This is a genomic window from Pseudomonas sp. NFR09, from assembly GCF_900111535.1.
GTDB classification, from domain to species: Bacteria; Pseudomonadota; Gammaproteobacteria; order Pseudomonadales; family Pseudomonadaceae; genus Aquipseudomonas; species Aquipseudomonas extremorientalis.
In genome coordinates, this window is the sequence record NZ_FOIH01000009.1 from 47965 (window position 1) to 64395 (window position 16431).

Below are 16431 nucleotides of genomic sequence, written 5' to 3' on the forward strand. Positions count from 1 at the left end.
ACAAAATAATTACAAATATTAACGCGTATCGCCGGGGGCGGCGACTGCGGCCATTGGTCGTAGAGGGCAGCGCTTGAGCATTGAGCATAGCTTGCAATGAGATGGACTCTACAAACCGCGCGCGGTTTCATGAAAGATGCCATGCCATTGTTTCAGAAGAACTTTTTCACCGGATACAAAAAAGGCCACTCTTTCGAGTAGCCTTTCTTGATGTTTGGTTGCGGGAGCCGGATTTGAACCGACGACCTTCGGGTTATGAGCCCGACGAGCTACCAGACTGCTCCATCCCGCGTCTGTGGGCGGCATTCTACAGTCCAACGCCGAGGTGTCAACCGTTATCGGGCCGATGGGTCAAATAAGTGTGAATTGGCCTCTGAATGTTGGCCATGCACCGTAAGTGCGCGATGGCAAAGATTTTTTTGTCTTACAATTTTCGTACATGCCAAAACAGGCACGCACAAAAAAGGCCACTCTTTCGAGTAGCCTTTCTTGATGTTTGGTTGCGGGAGCCGGATTTGAACCGACGACCTTCGGGTTATGAGCCCGACGAGCTACCAGACTGCTCCATCCCGCGTCTGTGTGTCGGCATTCTACAGAGGAACGCCGGTGTGTCAACCTGTGAATTAAAGAAAAGCGCTTGTGGTTCAATCGCTTAGCTCTCTATAAAAGCCCCTTGATACCCCTCGGGCCCAGTCTGGCCGAGGCTTTCAGCTCTATCGGAAGGGTAAATCCGATTGAGAAAATAAATTCATCCTGGAATTTTCCTACCGCTTAGGCGGAAGATTCAAACTACTGGTGCTATATACAGGTGTGAGTGCGATACTGGCCACCCGTAGGTAAACACCCCGTTTATATGACGCAGCGCAAAATCATCCACGTCGACTGTGATTGCTTCTACGCCGCCATCGAGATGCGCGATGACCCGAGCCTGGCGCAAAAACCGCTGGCGGTGGGCGGCTCGGCGGACCGGCGCGGGGTGATCGCCACCTGCAACTACGAGGCACGCGCCTATGGCGTGCGCTCGGCCATGTCGTCGCGGCATGCCTTGAAGCTGTGCCCGGACCTGACCATCGTCAAGCCGCGCATGGATGCCTATAAGGAAGCCTCCAAGGAAATCCAGACGATCTTTCGCGACTACACCGACCTGATCGAGCCGCTGTCGCTGGATGAGGCTTACCTGGATGTGTCCGACAGCCCGCACTTTGGCGGAAGCGCCACGCGCATCGCCCAGGACATTCGTCGCCGTGTCTCCAACCAACTGCACATCACCGTGTCCGCAGGCGTGGCGCCGAACAAGTTCCTGGCCAAGATCGCCAGCGACTGGAAGAAGCCCAACGGCCTGTTTGTGATTACCCCGGACCAGGTCGAAGACTTTGTCTCGCAGTTGCGGGTCAGCAAGTTGCACGGTGTGGGCAAGGTCACGGCCGATAAACTGGCACGCCTGGGCATTGAAGACTGCCTGCAACTGCGCGAGTGGAACAAACTGGCGCTGGTGCGCGAATTCGGCAGTTTTGGCGAGCGGCTGTGGAGCCTGGCGCGTGGGATCGATGACCGTGTGGTGCAGAACGACAGTCGTCGGCAATCGATCAGTGTGGAAAATACCTACGATGTCGACCTGCCGGATCTCTCAAGCTGCCTGGCCAAACTCCCCGAACTGATGGAAACCCTGGCCGGGCGCATGGCGCGCATCGACAGCAGTTACCGGGCCGGCAAGCCGTTCGTGAAGGTGAAGTTTCATGACTTTACCCAGACCACATTGGAGCAGGCGGGGGCAGGGCGGGATCTGGAGAGTTATCAACAGTTGCTGACGCAGGCGTTCAACCGGGGAGGGAAACCGGTGCGGTTGCTGGGGATTGGGGTGCGCTTGCTGGATCTGAGTAACGGCAACGAGCAGCTCGAATTCTTGTGGTAAAAATGGGGAGCAAATTGTGAGAGGGGGCTTGCCCCCGATAGCAGTGGATCAGCCAGTCTATCTATAGCTGACCCGCTGCAATCGGGGGCAAGCCCCCTCCCACATTTGACCGCCAACAATTTGAGGGGCTCAGCGTGCTCCAGGATCTGCGACGAGCCGCCCCGCATCCTTGGTCAGCGCCTGCAGAAACTCTTGCTGCAACTCGGGATCATTGCGGGTCAGTTCGATCAGGCTCTGTTCCAGTTCGCTGGCTTCTTCTTCCAGGCCCAGTTCCGACAAGCGCTTGACCCGGTGCACCCACTGGCTGACTTCGTCGTCTTCCAGGTCGTCGTAGATCAGGCCGTGGGCTTCCAGCAACTTGCCGCGCAGGGTGTTGCTGATCGCCAGGGTCGAGTCCGAATGCACATCGTCCTGGCCGTCTTCCACACTGATCTTCAAGGTCGTGACGCGGTTCAGGTCCTGCTCGGCAAATGGGCTGTCCAACAGGTTCAGGCGCAGGACGCCGTTGCGGTCGGTGGTCAGCTCATGGGTCTGCTTGCCGGCGGTGACCTGCACCGGGCGTTCGCTCCAGGGCAGGCTCGAATACTCCACGCGCTTGTCGCGCTGGACTTCATCGATACCCGCCAGGTTCTGTTGCGCACGGCCGTGGGATTGCACGTTCATGAACGGGTTGAGGCCGTCCACGCCATAGATCAGCCAGTCATGGGTCATGCTGGTCGGCAGGTGGCCGAGGGCGAAGATATTCGCCACGTTGGCGCCCGCGCCCGCCACCAGGGCGACTGCACCCAAGGGCATCTCGTAGAGCTTGCGCCAGGGCTGGTAAGGGGTATAGCGGTCGTAACGACGGGTGACTTCGTACTCGGTGACCTCGAAGGTCTTCTGCTCGTGAATGCGAACCCGGCGTTGCGGCAGCTCCAGCACTTTGGGCTCGCCGACATCGATCTGCAGGCTGTGGTCGAGCAACTTACGCTCGACCCGCTCCTCGTGCTCACTGCGTTGCGACATCTGGTTGGCGCAGCCGCTGACCAGCAGGGCGCCGCACAAGGCGGCGCCCCCCAGGGCTCTGGTGTTTCGCTTGAACATGACTTCTCTTGATCTGGTTTTCAGCGACGAATACGCGCCTGGAGGAAAGACAGCACGTTAGCCACCGGCAACGGTTGGGCTTCGGCTTCGGTCCGGCTCTTGTATTCCAGATTGCCATCGGCCAGGCCGCGGTCACTGACCACGATCCGGTGCGGGATGCCAATCAGTTCCATGTCGGCGAACTTGATGCCCGGGCTGGTTTTCTTGTCCCGGTCATCCAGCAGCACTTCAAAACCAGCAGCCGTCAATTCGGCATACAGCTTGTCGGTGGCTTCGCGCACTTGCTCGGTTTCATAACGCAGCGGCACCAGGGCGACCTGGAACGGCGCCAGGGCGTCACTCCAGATGATGCCTTTGTCATCGTTGTTCTGCTCGATGGCAGCGGCAACCACGCGGGATACGCCAATGCCGTAGCAGCCCATCTCCAGGGTGATCGGCTTGCCGTTCTCGCCCAGCACTTCGCACTTCATTGCCTTGCTGTACTTGTTGCCCAGCTGGAAGATGTGCCCGACTTCGATGCCGCGCTTGATTTCCAGGGTGCCCTTGCCGTCCGGGCTAGGGTCGCCGGCCACGACGTTACGCAGGTCGGCCACGGTCGGCACCGGCAGGTCACGTTCCCAGTTCACGCCGAAGTAGTGCTTGTCGTCGATGTTTGCGCCGATCCCGAAGTCGCTCATCAGCTCGACCGAACGGTCGATGATGATCGGCAGCGGCAGGTTCAGCGGGCCGAGCGAACCGGCACCGGCGCCAATGGCGTCGCGCAGTTCGGCGTCGGTGGCCATGACCAGCGGGCTGGCCACGCCAGGTTGGTTGGCGGCCTTGATTTCGTTGAGCTCGTGGTCGCCACGGATCACCAGGGCGATCAGCTTGCCTTCTTCCTCGGCGCGCACGATCAGGGTCTTGATGGTCTTTTCAATCGGCAGATTGAATTTCTCCACCAGGGCCGCGATGGTCTTGGTATCCGGCGTGTCCACCAGGCGCAGTTCTTCGGTCGGCGCCGGGCGGGACGTTTCCCGTGGCACGGCTTCGGCTTTCTCGATGTTCGCCGCATAGTCGGAACCGTTGCTGAACACGATGTCGTCTTCGCCGGACTCGGCCAGCACGTGGAATTCGTGGGAGCCGGCGCCGCCGATGGAGCCATTGTCGGCTTCAACCGGGCGGAACTTCAGGCCCAGGCGCGTAAACACGTTGCAGTAGGCCTGGTGCATGCGGTCGTAGGTGACCTGCAAGGACGCCTGGTCAGCGTGGAACGAATAGGCGTCCTTCATGATGAATTCGCGACCGCGCATCAAGCCGAAGCGTGGGCGGATTTCGTCACGGAACTTGGTCTGGATCTGATACAGGTTCAGCGGCAGCTGCTTGTAGCTGCTCAGCTCGTTGCGCATCAGGTCGGTGATCACTTCTTCGTGGGTCGGGCCGGCACAGAAATCGCGGCCATGGCGATCCTTGAAGCGCAGCAACTCCGGGCCGTACTCTTCCCAGCGCCCGGATTCCTGCCACAGTTCAGCCGGTTGGGTGCTCGGCATCAACACTTCCAGAGAGCCGGCGGCGTTCATTTCTTCACGAACGATGGCTTCGACCTTGCGCATCACCTTCAAGCCCATGGGCAGCCAGGTGTACAGGCCGGAGGCCAGTTTGCGGATCATGCCGGCGCGCAGCATCAGCTGATGGCTGATCACGACCGCGTCTGAAGGCGTTTCTTTCTGTGTGGCGAGCAAATATTGACTGGTACGCATGGTAGGCCGTTGTCGGTTGCTTGGACTTGAAATGACTTGGGATTGTACGGGCGCCGGCTGCTGGAGTACAGGCATCAGAACGCAGAGGGGTATGTGGGAGGGGGCTTGCCCCCGATAGCGGTGGATCAGTAACACATAAGCGCCTGACAACCTGCTATCGGGGGCAAGCCCCTCCCACATTGTCAGTCTTCGGCCGGCGGACTCAACCGCGCCCGCCGATTTTCCTGGAACCAGTGCAACGCGATCAGGAACAGCGTCGGCACGCCCAGCAGGCAGGTGATCATGAAGAAATTGTGATACCCGAACTTCTCCACCATTACCCCCGAATACCCGCCGATCAGGCGTGGCAGCAACAGCATGATCGAGCTGAGCAGGGCATATTGGGTGGCGGAGAACTTGAGGTTGGTCAGGCTCGACAGGTACGCCACAAACGCCGAGGTCGCCAGCCCTGAGCTGAAGTTATCCAGGGAAATGGTGAAGATCAGCATCTGCAGGTCCGGGCCCATGTCGGCGAGCATCACGAACAGCAGGTTGGTGCCGGCCGACGCCACACCGCCGATGAACAGGATCGGCAGGATACCGAAGCGCACAATCAGCAGGCCGCCCATGCCTGCACCCAGCAGGGTCATGATCAGGCCGAAGATCTTGCTGACCCCGGCGATCTGGTCCTTGGTGAAGCCCTGGTCGATGTAGAACACGTTGGCCATCACGCCCATCACGGTGTCGGACATGCGATAGGTGGCGATCAGTCCCAACAACAGCAACGCCTGCCAGCGGTAACGCAGGATGAAGTCATTGACCGGTGTCAGCACCGGCGCCAGACCCCGGCGCCCCATGGCCGACAGGCACAGCGACGTGAGGGTTATATAGAGGATGGCGCGCAGGAAGGCGCGGTCTTCCATCAGCAGATCCCACAGGCTCACGCCGTGGAATATCACGCTGCCGAAGTCCGTGTTGAACAACTGGGTAAACATTGCCGGTACCGATACCAGCAGCACGATCAGCACGAACACCGATGCCAGTTGGTGTACGAAGCTGTAGCGCCCGGCCTGCAACTGGGTGCGCAGTGGCACATCAGGTTCGCGCATGAACAGCGTGGTCAGCAGCGCCGGAATCATCAGCACGCCGAACAGTACGTAGGTGCCGGTCCAGGCCGAGTGCTTGTAGTTGAAACCGGTGGAGCCGAACCCTTCGGCAAAGAACAGTGCGCCTGCGGTGGCCAGCAGCGCGGCGATGCGATAACCGGACATGTAGCTGGCGGCCAGCGCAGCCTGGCGGCTGTCGTCGGCGATTTCCAGACGGTAGGCGTCGACCGCGATGTCCTGGGTGGCGGAGGCGAAAGCCACGATGACGGCGATAGCGATCAGCCAGGACAAGTGTTTCTGCGGGTCGCAGAAGCCCATGCCGATCAATCCGAGGATCACCAGCGACTGGGCCAGCACCAGCCATGAACGGCGGCGTCCGAGTTTACCGAGCAGCGGCAGGCGCCATTGGTCGAGCAGTGGCGACCAGACCCATTTAAAGGCATACGCCAAACCGATCAGGCTCGCATAGCCGATGGTCTCGCGTGCCACACCGGCCTCGCGCAACCACACTGAAAGCGTCGAGAACACCAACATGTAAGGCAGGCCGGCGGCAAAGCCGAGCAACAACAGGACTAACGTCGAAGGGCTGGCATAGGCAGCGAGCGCGGCGCGCCAGGTTTTACGGGGCATGGGCTGGAGTCTGCCTCAGATTTGCGGAAACAAAGCGCGCACTCTAACCGCTGTGCTCTACCGGGCGCCAGCCATGGCGCTGAATATCCACGCGATTGTTGCGGACCGTGACGCCTTCATCGCGCAAACGCGCCCGTTGTTCGTCACCCGAGGCACTGCCCACCGGCAGGCTTATCCGACCACCGGCACCCAGTACGCGGTGCCAGGGCAGCCTGGTGTCTTCTGGCAGTTGGCTCAACGTACGGCCCACCCAGCGTGCGGCACGGCCAAGGCCCGCCAGGTGAGCCAGCTCGCCGTAACTCACCACGCAGCCTTCGGGCACTTGCGCCAGGGTCAGGTACAGCGCGGTACGACGCATCTCGGCGGGGCTTTGCGGCGACTCGGCAGGTTGATTCATTGAGCGGCTATCCGTTTAAATCGTCGGCATATTTGTAAGAAACGTCGGTAAACATCGCGATGAGCATTGAACTCGACCTCGATACTTGAGTCAGTCCTAGCTATCTAACACGATAATGCCTCCTTTTCGCCAACCTTGAGCCCCATACCCGCTTATGTTGTCCAGAACCCTGCTGTGCCTTGCTGTTTTCAGCGCCTCCACGCCCTTGCTGGCCGACACCGTCTGGTTGAAGAACGGTGACCGTCTGACTGGCAAGATCAAAGTCTTTGATGGCGGCAAATTGCTGATCCAGACTGACTACGCCGGTGCCATCCCCGTGGACTGGAAGCAGGTGAAAACCCTGGAGAGCGACCAGGAGTTGCTGGTCAAGCAGGACGCCTACACCGGCGAGAAAGCCAAATCCCTGAAAGCAGCGGAGGATGGCAAGGTGGTGTTAGCCAACGGTGAAGCGCCCAAGACGGTGGACTTGGCAAGCATCCAGCAGATCATCAAGCCCAAGCCTGTGATCGAAGACCTGGTGTGGAAGGGCAATGTGGACATGGCGCTGGACTATAAACGCGCCGACAAAGACACCAACGACTACGACATCGATTTCAAGACCACCGCACGCCATGGTCAATGGCGCCATACCGGACAGGGCGAGTACAACCGCGAATTCCAGGACGATGTCACCACCACCGACAACTGGGCCCTGGAATACGATCTCGACCGCTTCCTGACCGAACACTGGTTCTGGCAGGGGCGCTTGACCTACAAGCGTGACAAGGTTGAAGACCTCTCGCGCCAGCGCACCGTCGGTACCGGCCCTGGCTACCAGTTCTGGGACGATGAGCTGGGTGCGTTCTCCCTGGGCTCGCTGGTCAACCGCACCGACTATGAATACGCCGACGGCGGCAAGGACAACTTCTATTCCCTGGCCATGAAGTGGAACTACAACCGCTACCTGGTGGGCAAGACCGTTGAATTCTTTACCAATGGTGAAGTGGGCAAGCCTATCGACGGTCCTGCTGAGTACTCGCTGGATGCGGAAATGGGCCTGCGCTACAAAGTCACCGAGTGGGCCTCTCTCAACCTCAAGGCCGAGCGCGACGTGATCAGTGGCGACTCCGACAGCAGCCTGAGCAAGACCCGCTACACCGCGGGCTTCGGCGTGGCCTGGTAACACGGTCGAACAAAACCTGCTTGGCAACCTTTGCCGATAATGATTACCTTGCGTTGAGATCCATTCCCATATGCCATGGGCGGCTGAATACCCGAGGAGTCATACGTTGAGCGCACAGGTTGCCAAGAACGCCCGAGAGCTGTTGCTCAAGGAATACCGTGGGGCTCTCTCCACTTTGTCCAAAGCCATGCCCGGCTTCCCCTTCGGCTCGGTCGTACCGTATTGCCTCGACGAGCAGGGTCGCCCGTTGATCCTGATCAGCCGTATCGCCCAGCACACCCACAACCTGCAGAAAGACCCCAAGTGTTCGCTGCTGGTGGGGGAACGCGAGGCCGATGATGTGCAGGCCGTCGGGCGCCTGACCTACCTGGCCGAAGCGGAAAAACTGGAGGAGGGCGACGCCATCGAGGCGGCGGCCGAGCGTTATTACCGCTACTTCCCGGATTCGGCCAACTACCACAAGGCCCACGACTTCGACTTCTGGGTACTCAAACCCGTACGCCACCGGTACATCGGTGGCTTTGGCGCGATTCACTGGGTCGACCAGTTGACCCTGGTCAACCCGTTCGCCGGCAAGGCCGAGCGCAGCATGATCGAGCACATGAACAGCGATCACGCCAAGGCCATTGCCCATTACGTCGATCTCAGCGGTTTGCCCACCTCCGAGCCCGCCCAATTGGCCGGCATCGACAGCGAAGGCATGCACTTGCGTATCGGCCAATCCTTATATTGGTTGCCGTTTGCGGAGCCTTGCAACACGCCGACACAAGTACGCGAAGCCCTGGTTTCATTGGCCCACGCCGAGGCCTGGCCGAAAAAAGCCAGCGCCGACGCTTGAATTCACGAAACGGCGACGTCATCTAAGGTGGACTGGCAAGGCATTCTTGCGTTGAGGAACCATTTGATGCGCCCTTTTTTATTGCTCTTTCTGCTGTTCCCGGTGTTGGAGCTGTTCGTATTCGTTCAAGTCAGCAGCGCGATCGGGTTTTTCCCGGCCCTGTTGCTGATCATTCTCGGCTCGATGCTCGGCGTCCTGGTGCTGCGCGTCGCCGGCCTGGCCACGGCGCTGCGTGCCCGTGAAAGCCTGAACCGTGGCGAGCTGCCCGCCCAGACCATGCTTGAAGGCCTGATGATGGCCCTGGCGGGTGGCCTGTTGATCCTGCCGGGCTTCATCAGCGATGTGGTCGGCCTGGTGATGCTGCTGCCGTTCACCCGCAAGCTGCTGGCCGGCAAGATGCGCCAGCGTGCCGAAGAGGCGGCGATTCGCCAGCGAGCTTTCGCCGACGACCTGCAACCCCGTGGCGGCCCCGCTCCGCGCCAGCCGCTGGGGCGTGAAGGGGATGTGATCGAAGGCGAGTTCGAACACCGCGACAGCAAATAACCGCTTCATTGGCACGGCACCTTCGGGTGCCGTGCTGCGTTTAACCGCAGGCAGACACAAAAATTTTCATCCCCGGCCCCTTGTAATAAGCATATGCGCCCTTATGTAACGGTCACCGCAAGGTTTCTGGTGGTGACACTGGACAGACTTCCGCGTTTCGCCCCGCGAACCGCGACCGGCACCGCCGGAATTTAACCCGCCGGAATTGATACCGGCCGATGAAAAACACAATTAGGAGAGATCGACAATGAAGCTTCGTCCTCTGCACGACCGCGTCGTAATCCGTCGCAGCGAAGAAGAAAAGAAAACCGCTGGCGGTATCGTTCTGCCAGGTTCGGCTGCTGAAAAAGCCAACCACGGTGTGATCGTCGCTGCGGGCCCAGGCAAGACCCTGGAGAACGGTGATGTACGCGCGCTGGCCGTGAAAGTGGGTGACAAGGTTGTTTTCGGCCCTTACTCCGGCAGCAACACAGTGAAAGTCGACGGCGAAGACCTGCTGGTTATGGCTGAGAACGAGATTCTCGCTGTTCTGGAAGACTGATTTCCCCGCTCATTTTCCCGTTACTCCAAAGTATTTAAGGAATATCGATCATGGCTGCTAAAGAAGTTAAATTCGGCGATTCCGCCCGCAAGAAAATGCTCACCGGTGTCAACGTCCTGGCTGACGCAGTAAAAGCGACCCTGGGCCCGAAAGGCCGTAACGTGATCATCGAGAAGAGCTTCGGCGCTCCGACCATCACCAAGGACGGCGTTTCCGTCGCCAAAGAAATCGAACTGGAAGACCGTTTCGAAAACATGGGCGCGCAGCTGGTCAAAGACGTTGCCTCCCGTGCCAACGATGACGCAGGCGACGGTACCACCACCGCGACCGTCCTGGCCCAGGCCATCGTCAACGAAGGCTACAAGGCCGTCGCTGCCGGCATGAATCCGATGGACCTCAAGCGCGGCATCGACAAGGCGACCATCGCCATCGTTGCCGAGCTGAAAAACCTGTCCAAGCCATGTGCCGACACCAAGGCTATCGCTCAGGTAGGCACCATCTCCGCCAACTCCGACAGCTCCATCGGTGACATCATTGCCCAAGCCATGGAAAAAGTCGGCAAGGAAGGCGTGATCACCGTGGAAGAAGGTTCGGGCCTGGAAAACGAACTGTCGGTTGTCGAAGGCATGCAGTTCGACCGTGGCTACCTGTCCCCGTACTTCGTCAACAAGCCGGAAACCATGGTTGCCGAGCTGGACAGCCCGCTGATCCTGCTGGTCGACAAGAAGATCTCCAACATCCGCGAACTGCTGCCAGTGCTGGAAGCCGTGGCCAAAGCCGGCCGCCCACTGCTGATCGTTTCCGAAGACGTTGAAGGCGAAGCCCTGGCGACGCTGGTTGTGAACAACATGCGTGGCATCGTTAAAGTCGCAGCCGTCAAGGCGCCAGGCTTTGGCGACCGTCGCAAGGCCATGCTGCAGGACATCGCCGTACTGACCGGCGCTACCGTTATCTCCGAAGAGATCGGCCTGAGCCTGGAAAGCGCCACCCTGGAAAACCTGGGTAGCGCCAAGCGCGTGACCATCTCCAAGGAAAACACCATCATCGTTGACGGTGCTGGTGTAGATCAGGACATCCAGTCGCGCATCACTCAGATCCGTGCCCAGGTTGCCGAAACTTCCTCGGACTACGACCGTGAAAAACTGCAAGAGCGTCTGGCCAAGCTGTCCGGCGGCGTTGCAGTGATCAAGGTTGGCGCCGGTTCCGAAGTTGAAATGAAAGAGAAGAAGGCCCGCGTTGAAGACGCCCTGCACGCAACCCGCGCAGCCGTTGAAGAAGGCGTGGTACCTGGCGGTGGCGTTGCGCTGATCCGTGCTCTGGAAGCCCTGACCAACCTGACCGGCGACAACGCTGACCAGAACGTGGGTATCGCTGTGCTGCGTCGCGCTGTTGAAGCGCCGCTGCGTCAGATCGCTGCCAACTCCGGCGACGAGCCAAGCGTTGTGGTCAACGAAGTCAAGAACGGCAAAGGTAACTACGGTTACAACGCTGCGACTGGCGTCTACGGCGACATGATTGAAATGGGCATCCTGGACCCTACCAAGGTGACTCGTTCCGCACTGCAAGCAGCATCCTCCATCGGCGGCCTGATTCTGACCACCGAAGCGGCTATCGCTGACGCTCCGAAGAAAGCCGAAGTAGGCGGTGGCGGCGGCATGCCAGACATGGGCGGCATGGGTGGCATGGGCGGCATGATGTAAGCCAGCCTTACCCGGCTCATAAAAAACCCCGCCTGCAGTGATGCAGGCGGGGTTTTTTTATGTCCGGTTGACCGCTCAACCCATGCCGCCGCGTCGCAACAGCTTCTTGAATGTCATCCCCCTGGCAAGCGCCGAGGGCACACGTGCAGCGGACCACGGTGCAGACGTGTGGCCGAGCGGGCCTTGGGCAGACAGAGTCGCGGCTTTAGTGCGTGGCCTGGGTATGGGCCGCCGCCAGCGGCTGGACATGGTCACCTCGCCCAGCAGTTTAAGGGTGTGGGCGTCGTAGCCGGGTGACTTGATCGAACCAGTGAAGTCAGGCGCTGCGCGGCTCACGGCAGCCGCCTGACTGGCCAGCAGCGCGCTGGCGACGATACACAGCGATAGCATCAACGTGGATAAATGCTGTTTTTGGGGACGCATGAACGGGCTCTCCAACCGGGTCCAGAGGACGGGGACCCAGGGCGCAGGGGCAACCCTGGATCAGGTGGCGAGATTACGGAGAATGCCAACGGTTCACTGTCACAGGCTGTAACACGCAGGCTATTGCGGGCGCAGCGGCAGGATCAGGGTCAGGCGTGCCCCGCCCAACGGGCTGCGCGCCACGGACAACTCACCGCGATGCCATTGGCTGGCGCGCCTGGCCAGTGCCAGCCCGAGGCCGAAGCCGCCGGGGTCATCGCCGCCCATGGCCAGTCGTACAAACGGCTCGAATATCTTTTCGCGGTTTTCGGCGAGTATGCCGGGGCCGTCGTCGTCCACATGCAGCACCAGGTGCTGGTCATCCTGGTGGGCAGCGCTGACGCTCACTTGGTCACGGGCGTAGGTGATTGCATTACTCAACAAGTTGCGCACGATCAAATGCAACAAGGCGCGGTCGCCGATCAATTGCAGGTCCGCCGGCTCGGTGTCCAGGCTCAGGCGCCGCTGGTGCCCGTCGAGCAAGGCAAACTCCTGATGCAGCCAGTCACGGATAGGGATGGGCTCATGCTGCAGGTCGGCGGGGGCGCCCGCCATCCGGGCAAAGGCCAGGCTGGCGCGCACCAGGGCTTCAAGCTCTTCCACATCGGTTTGCAGGCGTTCCTGCAAGCGTATGCGCGTGGACGGGTCATCGCTTTTGCCCAGCAGGGTCAAGGCAAAACGCATGCGTGCCAGCGGCGTGCGCAACTCATGGGAGACGGCCTGGGAAACCTCTCGGTGACGTTCGCTCATGGCGTTGATGTCTTGGGCATGTTGCTGCAAGGTCTGCAGCACGGGCGCCCATTCCTTGCCCATGGCTGGCAGCATCGCATTGGGGGTACGGGCCAGGGTAGCCAGGCAGCTATCGAGCGCTTGCAAGTCGGCACTACGCTGGCGGCGTGCGCGCAGACCGAACCACATCCACAGCACCAGCGGCAGGCCGGCCACGCACGCGGTGATCCCATACACCGGGAATTGCAGCAGGTCCTTGACCTCGGCGGTGCCCCACATCGGGCCGAATTGGATCAGCGTTTTGTCGTCGAGCGGGAAATAGGTGATGTCTTCATCGCTGCTCTGCGCCGGTTGCTGGTGCTGAAGCATGATCAGCGCTTCGGGCGGCAGTTCGACCTCATCCAGGGTGACGAGCCGGATCGGGTACTGGAAGCGCGCGCGCAGTACCTCCATACGCGCTTCACGCTGGTCAGCCGGCAAGGCCTTGAGCTGCTCCGCCACCAGATAGCCCGGTCCGGCCATCAAGCGCAAAAAGCTGTATTCGCCGACAAACACCGAGGCATTGGCGCACAGCCACAGCAAATACAGGGTCAACGCGCCCCAGCCGGTGCCCGCGAGAATCGCCATCCAGGGTCGCACTCTAGAGAACATGCCGGGCCTCTTGCGGTGTCTCGACAAACAGGTAGCCCTGGGCGGTGATGGTCTGGATCGTCACCGGGCAGCCCAGGCCCATCAGCTTTTTGCGCAGGCGCGATACGCGCATATCCACCGAGCGATTGAGCCCGTCGTACTCCAGGCCGCGCAGGCTTTGCAGGAGTTTTTCCCGGGTCAGCAACACCCCGCAGTGGCGGGCGAAGATCGCAAGCAATTCGAACTCGGCCACCGAGAACTGCAAGGGCACCTCATCGAGCCAGGCGAAATGGCAGTCGAGGTCCAATCGAAACGTGCCCAATTGGTAATACGCACGGGGCGCCTGGGGATGGCGACGCAGCAGCGAGCGGATACGGGCCAGCAACAACAGCGGGTCGACCGGTTTGACCACGTAATCGTCCGCACCGACGTTGAACCCCGTCAGTTGCTCGGCGTTTTCGTCCAGCGCCGTCATCATCAGGATCAGGCCGGGGTACTGCTCGCGGATCTGTCGGCACAGGGTAAAACCGTCGATGCCGGGTAGCATCACATCCAGAATCAACAACGCCGGTTTTTCGTCGAGAATACGCTGGGCGGCACGGTCGCCACGGTGCTCCACCGCCACGCTGAAACCTTCGGCGCGCAGGAACTCCGCCGTCAGGGCGGCCAGTGGGCGGTCATCTTCGATCAGCAGCAGGGTGTCGGACATGAAAGGGCGTCATCGCCGGAGAATGGGCGCAAGTGTTACGCCCTTGCTCCGGCGCAGGCAAGGGGGAAAAGTTTGGCGATCCTAGCCCTGATGTTGTGTTGAGTTTGTGAAGCTATAGTGAAAATCTCGTTCAACTGAAATATCGGTTGAAAACCTTTATCGACAGCCCTTGCGGGTCTATCCCTGAGCCACACTTGGCCTTAAGCTGCGCGAGCCAACACGGCCGTTACCGCGTACGGAGACACTGCCCATGCGAATTCTACTGGTTGAAGACAACCGCGATATTCTGGCCAACCTGGCCGACTACCTGGGGCTGAAGGGCTACACCGTGGACTGTGCGCAGGACGGTTTGTCGGGCTTGCACCTGGCCGCCACCGAGCATTACGACCTGATCGTGCTCGATATCATGCTGCCCGGCATTGATGGCTACACCCTGTGCAAACGCCTGCGTGAAGACGCCCGCCGCGATACGCCGGTGATCATGCTCACTGCCCGCGATCAGTTGGACGACCGGCTGCAGGGCTTCAAGTCCGGCGCCGACGATTACCTGCTCAAACCGTTTGCGCTATCGGAACTGGCCGCACGTATCGAAGCCGTGCTGCGCCGTGCCCAGGGCGGCGGTCGCCGCGCCCTGCAGGTCGGTGACCTGAGCTACGATCTCGATACCCTGGAAGTTACCCGCGAAGGGCGCCTGCTCAAGCTCAACCCGGTCGGCCTGAAACTGCTGGCGGTGCTGATGCAGAAGAGCCCGCACGTGCTGCGCCGCGAAATTCTCGAAGAAGCCCTGTGGGGCGATGACTGCCCGGACAGTGACAGCCTGCGCAGCCACGTTCACCAATTGCGCCAGGTGATCGATAAACCTTTTGCCAAGCCGTTGCTGCAGACGGTGCACGGTGTGGGTTATCGCCTGGCCGAGGGTCGTGATGGAGTTTAAGCAAAGCCTTGCGCAACGGATCATCATCGCCTTTGCCTTGATGAGTGCGTTGGTGGCGGGGGCCTTCGCCATGGGTATCGTGGCGACGGTGCACCTGGTGGAAGAGAAGTTGATCTCGGCGGGCCTGGGCGGGGACTTGCAACGCCTGCTGCTGATGGACACCGTCGAGGACTGGCGGCACCGGCCCGAGCCGGACCAGCTGTTTTATTTCAGTGGTGGCCCCGGCGACTTCGAGTTGCCCAAGGATCTGCGCCACCTTGAGCCCGGTTTCCATGAGGTGTTCCGCGAGGCGCTGTCGTACCACGCCATGGTCGAAGTGGTCGACGGGCGGCGCTACGTACTGTTGCAGGACCAAAGCGATTTCGAAGAGCGCGAGCGCGTGTTGTTCGCCGTGGTGCTGGTGGGTTTTGTGCTCAGCCTGGCGCTGGCGGTGTTCCTCGGCTGGGTGTTGGCGCGCAAGGTAATGGCGCCGGTGGTGCGTCTGGCCCGTCAGGTGCGCCACCGTGACCAATTGCTCGGCCTGGCACCGCCCTTGGCGCCGGATTACGCAGCGGATGAAGTGGGCGAGCTGGCGGTGGCGTTCGACGCCACATTGGGACGGCTGCGCCAGGCCCTGTCCCGTGAACAGCTGTTTACCAGCGACGTGAGCCATGAGCTGCGCACACCCTTGATGGTGTTGGCCAGCTCCTGCGAACTGCTGCTGGAAAACCCCGCCATCGATCAGCGCGGGCGCAACCAGGTGCTGCGCATTGCCCGGGCCTGCGAAGAAATGCGCGAACTGGTGCAGACCTTCCTGATGCTGGCCCGTGCCCAGCATGACGAAGCGGCAATGTCGCCCCAGGTCAGCCTGACGCAGGTGGCCGAAGATCTGCTCGGCATCTGGCGCGAGCCCATCGAGCACAAAGGCCTGGAACTGATCTATCAGCCCGGCAACCCCCTGGATACGCGCTATAACACCACCTTCCTGCATGCGGTGATGGGCAACCTGCTGCGCAATGCCCTGCACTACACCGAGCAGGGGTTTATTCGGCTGACCCTGGAACCGAGCGGATTTATCGTGGAAGACAGTGGTGTCGGTATCCCCGAGGACAAGCGCGAGGCAATGTTCGAGCCGTTCGTACGCGGCAGCGAGAAGCGCGGTGAGGGCCTGGGTTTGGGGTTGTCGCTGGTGCAGCGCATCTGCGAGAACCAGGGCTGGAGCGTCAGCCTCAGTACCATGGAGCCCAACGGCTGCCGCTTTCATGTGCAATTGAGTCAGGTCAACGCCTGACGCCATCCCCTGCCGCTATCCTGCCAGAGATCCCGGTAATTCGGCGAAGATGGCCCCATGCTATTGCGTG

15 protein-coding genes and 2 tRNA genes are annotated in these 16431 nt (G+C 60.6%); 8 read left to right on the top strand and 9 right to left on the bottom strand.

Features of this window, described 5'->3' with window-relative positions; genetic code table 11:
- Positions 1–215: 215 nt before the first annotated feature.
- Positions 216–292: transfer RNA gene (locus BMX59_RS20015), tRNA-Met, on the bottom strand.
- 205 nt (positions 293–497) lie between these two features.
- Positions 498–574, bottom strand: a tRNA-Met gene (locus BMX59_RS20020).
- A gap of 279 nt (positions 575–853) precedes the next feature.
- On the opposite strand from BMX59_RS20020, the gene dinB reads away from it, so the two are divergent.
- The gene (dinB, locus tag BMX59_RS20025; RefSeq protein WP_093125081.1) at positions 854–1912 is read left to right on the top strand and encodes a DNA polymerase IV; all 1059 of its coding nucleotides are present in this window, start codon (positions 854–856) and stop codon (positions 1910–1912) included.
- Between the two features lie 129 nt (positions 1913–2041).
- Here the strand turns inward: dinB and BMX59_RS20030 are convergent, their stop codons facing one another.
- The 4 genes from BMX59_RS20030 to BMX59_RS20045 all read right to left on the bottom strand — a co-directional run bounded on the left by BMX59_RS20030 (position 2042) and on the right by BMX59_RS20045 (position 6843).
- Entirely contained in the window at positions 2042–2995 is a 954-nt protein-coding gene (locus BMX59_RS20030; RefSeq protein ID WP_093125085.1) for a hypothetical protein, read from the bottom strand.
- 20 nt (positions 2996–3015) lie between these two features.
- Complete coding sequence (locus BMX59_RS20035) at positions 3016–4731, bottom strand: proline--tRNA ligase (RefSeq protein WP_093125089.1); 1716 nt, start codon at positions 4729–4731, stop codon at positions 3016–3018.
- A gap of 182 nt (positions 4732–4913) precedes the next feature.
- Positions 4914–6446, bottom strand: coding sequence for an AmpG family muropeptide MFS transporter (locus BMX59_RS20040; protein ID WP_092246767.1), 1533 nt, complete (start codon positions 6444–6446; stop codon positions 4914–4916).
- Between the two features lie 43 nt (positions 6447–6489).
- Positions 6490–6843, bottom strand: a complete 354-nt coding sequence (locus BMX59_RS20045) for an MGMT family protein (RefSeq protein ID WP_058423311.1) — start codon at positions 6841–6843, stop codon at positions 6490–6492.
- Positions 6844–6997: 154 nt separating this feature from the next.
- On the opposite strand from BMX59_RS20045, the gene BMX59_RS20050 reads away from it, so the two are divergent.
- The 5 genes from BMX59_RS20050 (at position 6998) to groL (ending at position 11627) form a co-directional block, all read left to right on the top strand.
- On the top strand, positions 6998–8005 hold the full coding sequence (locus BMX59_RS20050) for a DUF481 domain-containing protein (RefSeq protein WP_071489298.1): 1008 nt from the start codon (positions 6998–7000) through the stop codon (positions 8003–8005).
- A 106-nt stretch (positions 8006–8111) separates the two neighbouring features.
- Positions 8112–8843 (top strand): HugZ family pyridoxamine 5'-phosphate oxidase, encoded by a 732-nt coding sequence (locus tag BMX59_RS20055; protein WP_093125094.1) that lies wholly within the window; start codon positions 8112–8114, stop codon positions 8841–8843.
- Positions 8844–8909: 66 nt separating this feature from the next.
- Complete coding sequence (locus tag BMX59_RS20060; protein ID WP_016975517.1) at positions 8910–9386, top strand: FxsA family protein; 477 nt, start codon at positions 8910–8912, stop codon at positions 9384–9386.
- A 247-nt stretch (positions 9387–9633) separates the two neighbouring features.
- Positions 9634–9927, top strand: coding sequence for a co-chaperone GroES (locus tag BMX59_RS20065; RefSeq protein WP_003193940.1), 294 nt, complete (start codon positions 9634–9636; stop codon positions 9925–9927).
- A gap of 50 nt (positions 9928–9977) precedes the next feature.
- On the top strand, positions 9978–11627 hold the full coding sequence (groL, locus tag BMX59_RS20070) for a chaperonin GroEL (RefSeq protein WP_092246773.1): 1650 nt from the start codon (positions 9978–9980) through the stop codon (positions 11625–11627).
- 75 nt (positions 11628–11702) lie between these two features.
- On the opposite strand, the gene BMX59_RS20075 is transcribed toward groL, so the two are convergent.
- From BMX59_RS20075 to BMX59_RS20085, 3 genes are all read right to left on the bottom strand, one after another.
- Complete coding sequence (locus BMX59_RS20075) at positions 11703–12050, bottom strand: hypothetical protein (protein ID WP_092246776.1); 348 nt, start codon at positions 12048–12050, stop codon at positions 11703–11705.
- A 120-nt stretch (positions 12051–12170) separates the two neighbouring features.
- Complete coding sequence (locus tag BMX59_RS20080; protein ID WP_092246779.1) at positions 12171–13469, bottom strand: ATP-binding protein; 1299 nt, start codon at positions 13467–13469, stop codon at positions 12171–12173.
- Complete coding sequence (locus tag BMX59_RS20085) at positions 13459–14157, bottom strand: response regulator (protein WP_093125106.1); 699 nt, start codon at positions 14155–14157, stop codon at positions 13459–13461. Before BMX59_RS20085 ends, BMX59_RS20080 begins: the two co-directional genes overlap by 11 nt.
- Before the next feature lie 250 nt (positions 14158–14407).
- On the opposite strand from BMX59_RS20085, the gene colR reads away from it, so the two are divergent.
- Complete coding sequence (gene colR / locus BMX59_RS20090; protein WP_003175870.1) at positions 14408–15091, top strand: two-component system response regulator ColR; 684 nt, start codon at positions 14408–14410, stop codon at positions 15089–15091.
- Positions 15081–16361, top strand: a complete 1281-nt coding sequence (locus BMX59_RS20095; protein ID WP_071489305.1) for a sensor histidine kinase — start codon at positions 15081–15083, stop codon at positions 16359–16361. Before colR ends, BMX59_RS20095 begins: the two co-directional genes overlap by 11 nt.
- Positions 16362–16431 lie beyond the last annotated feature (70 nt).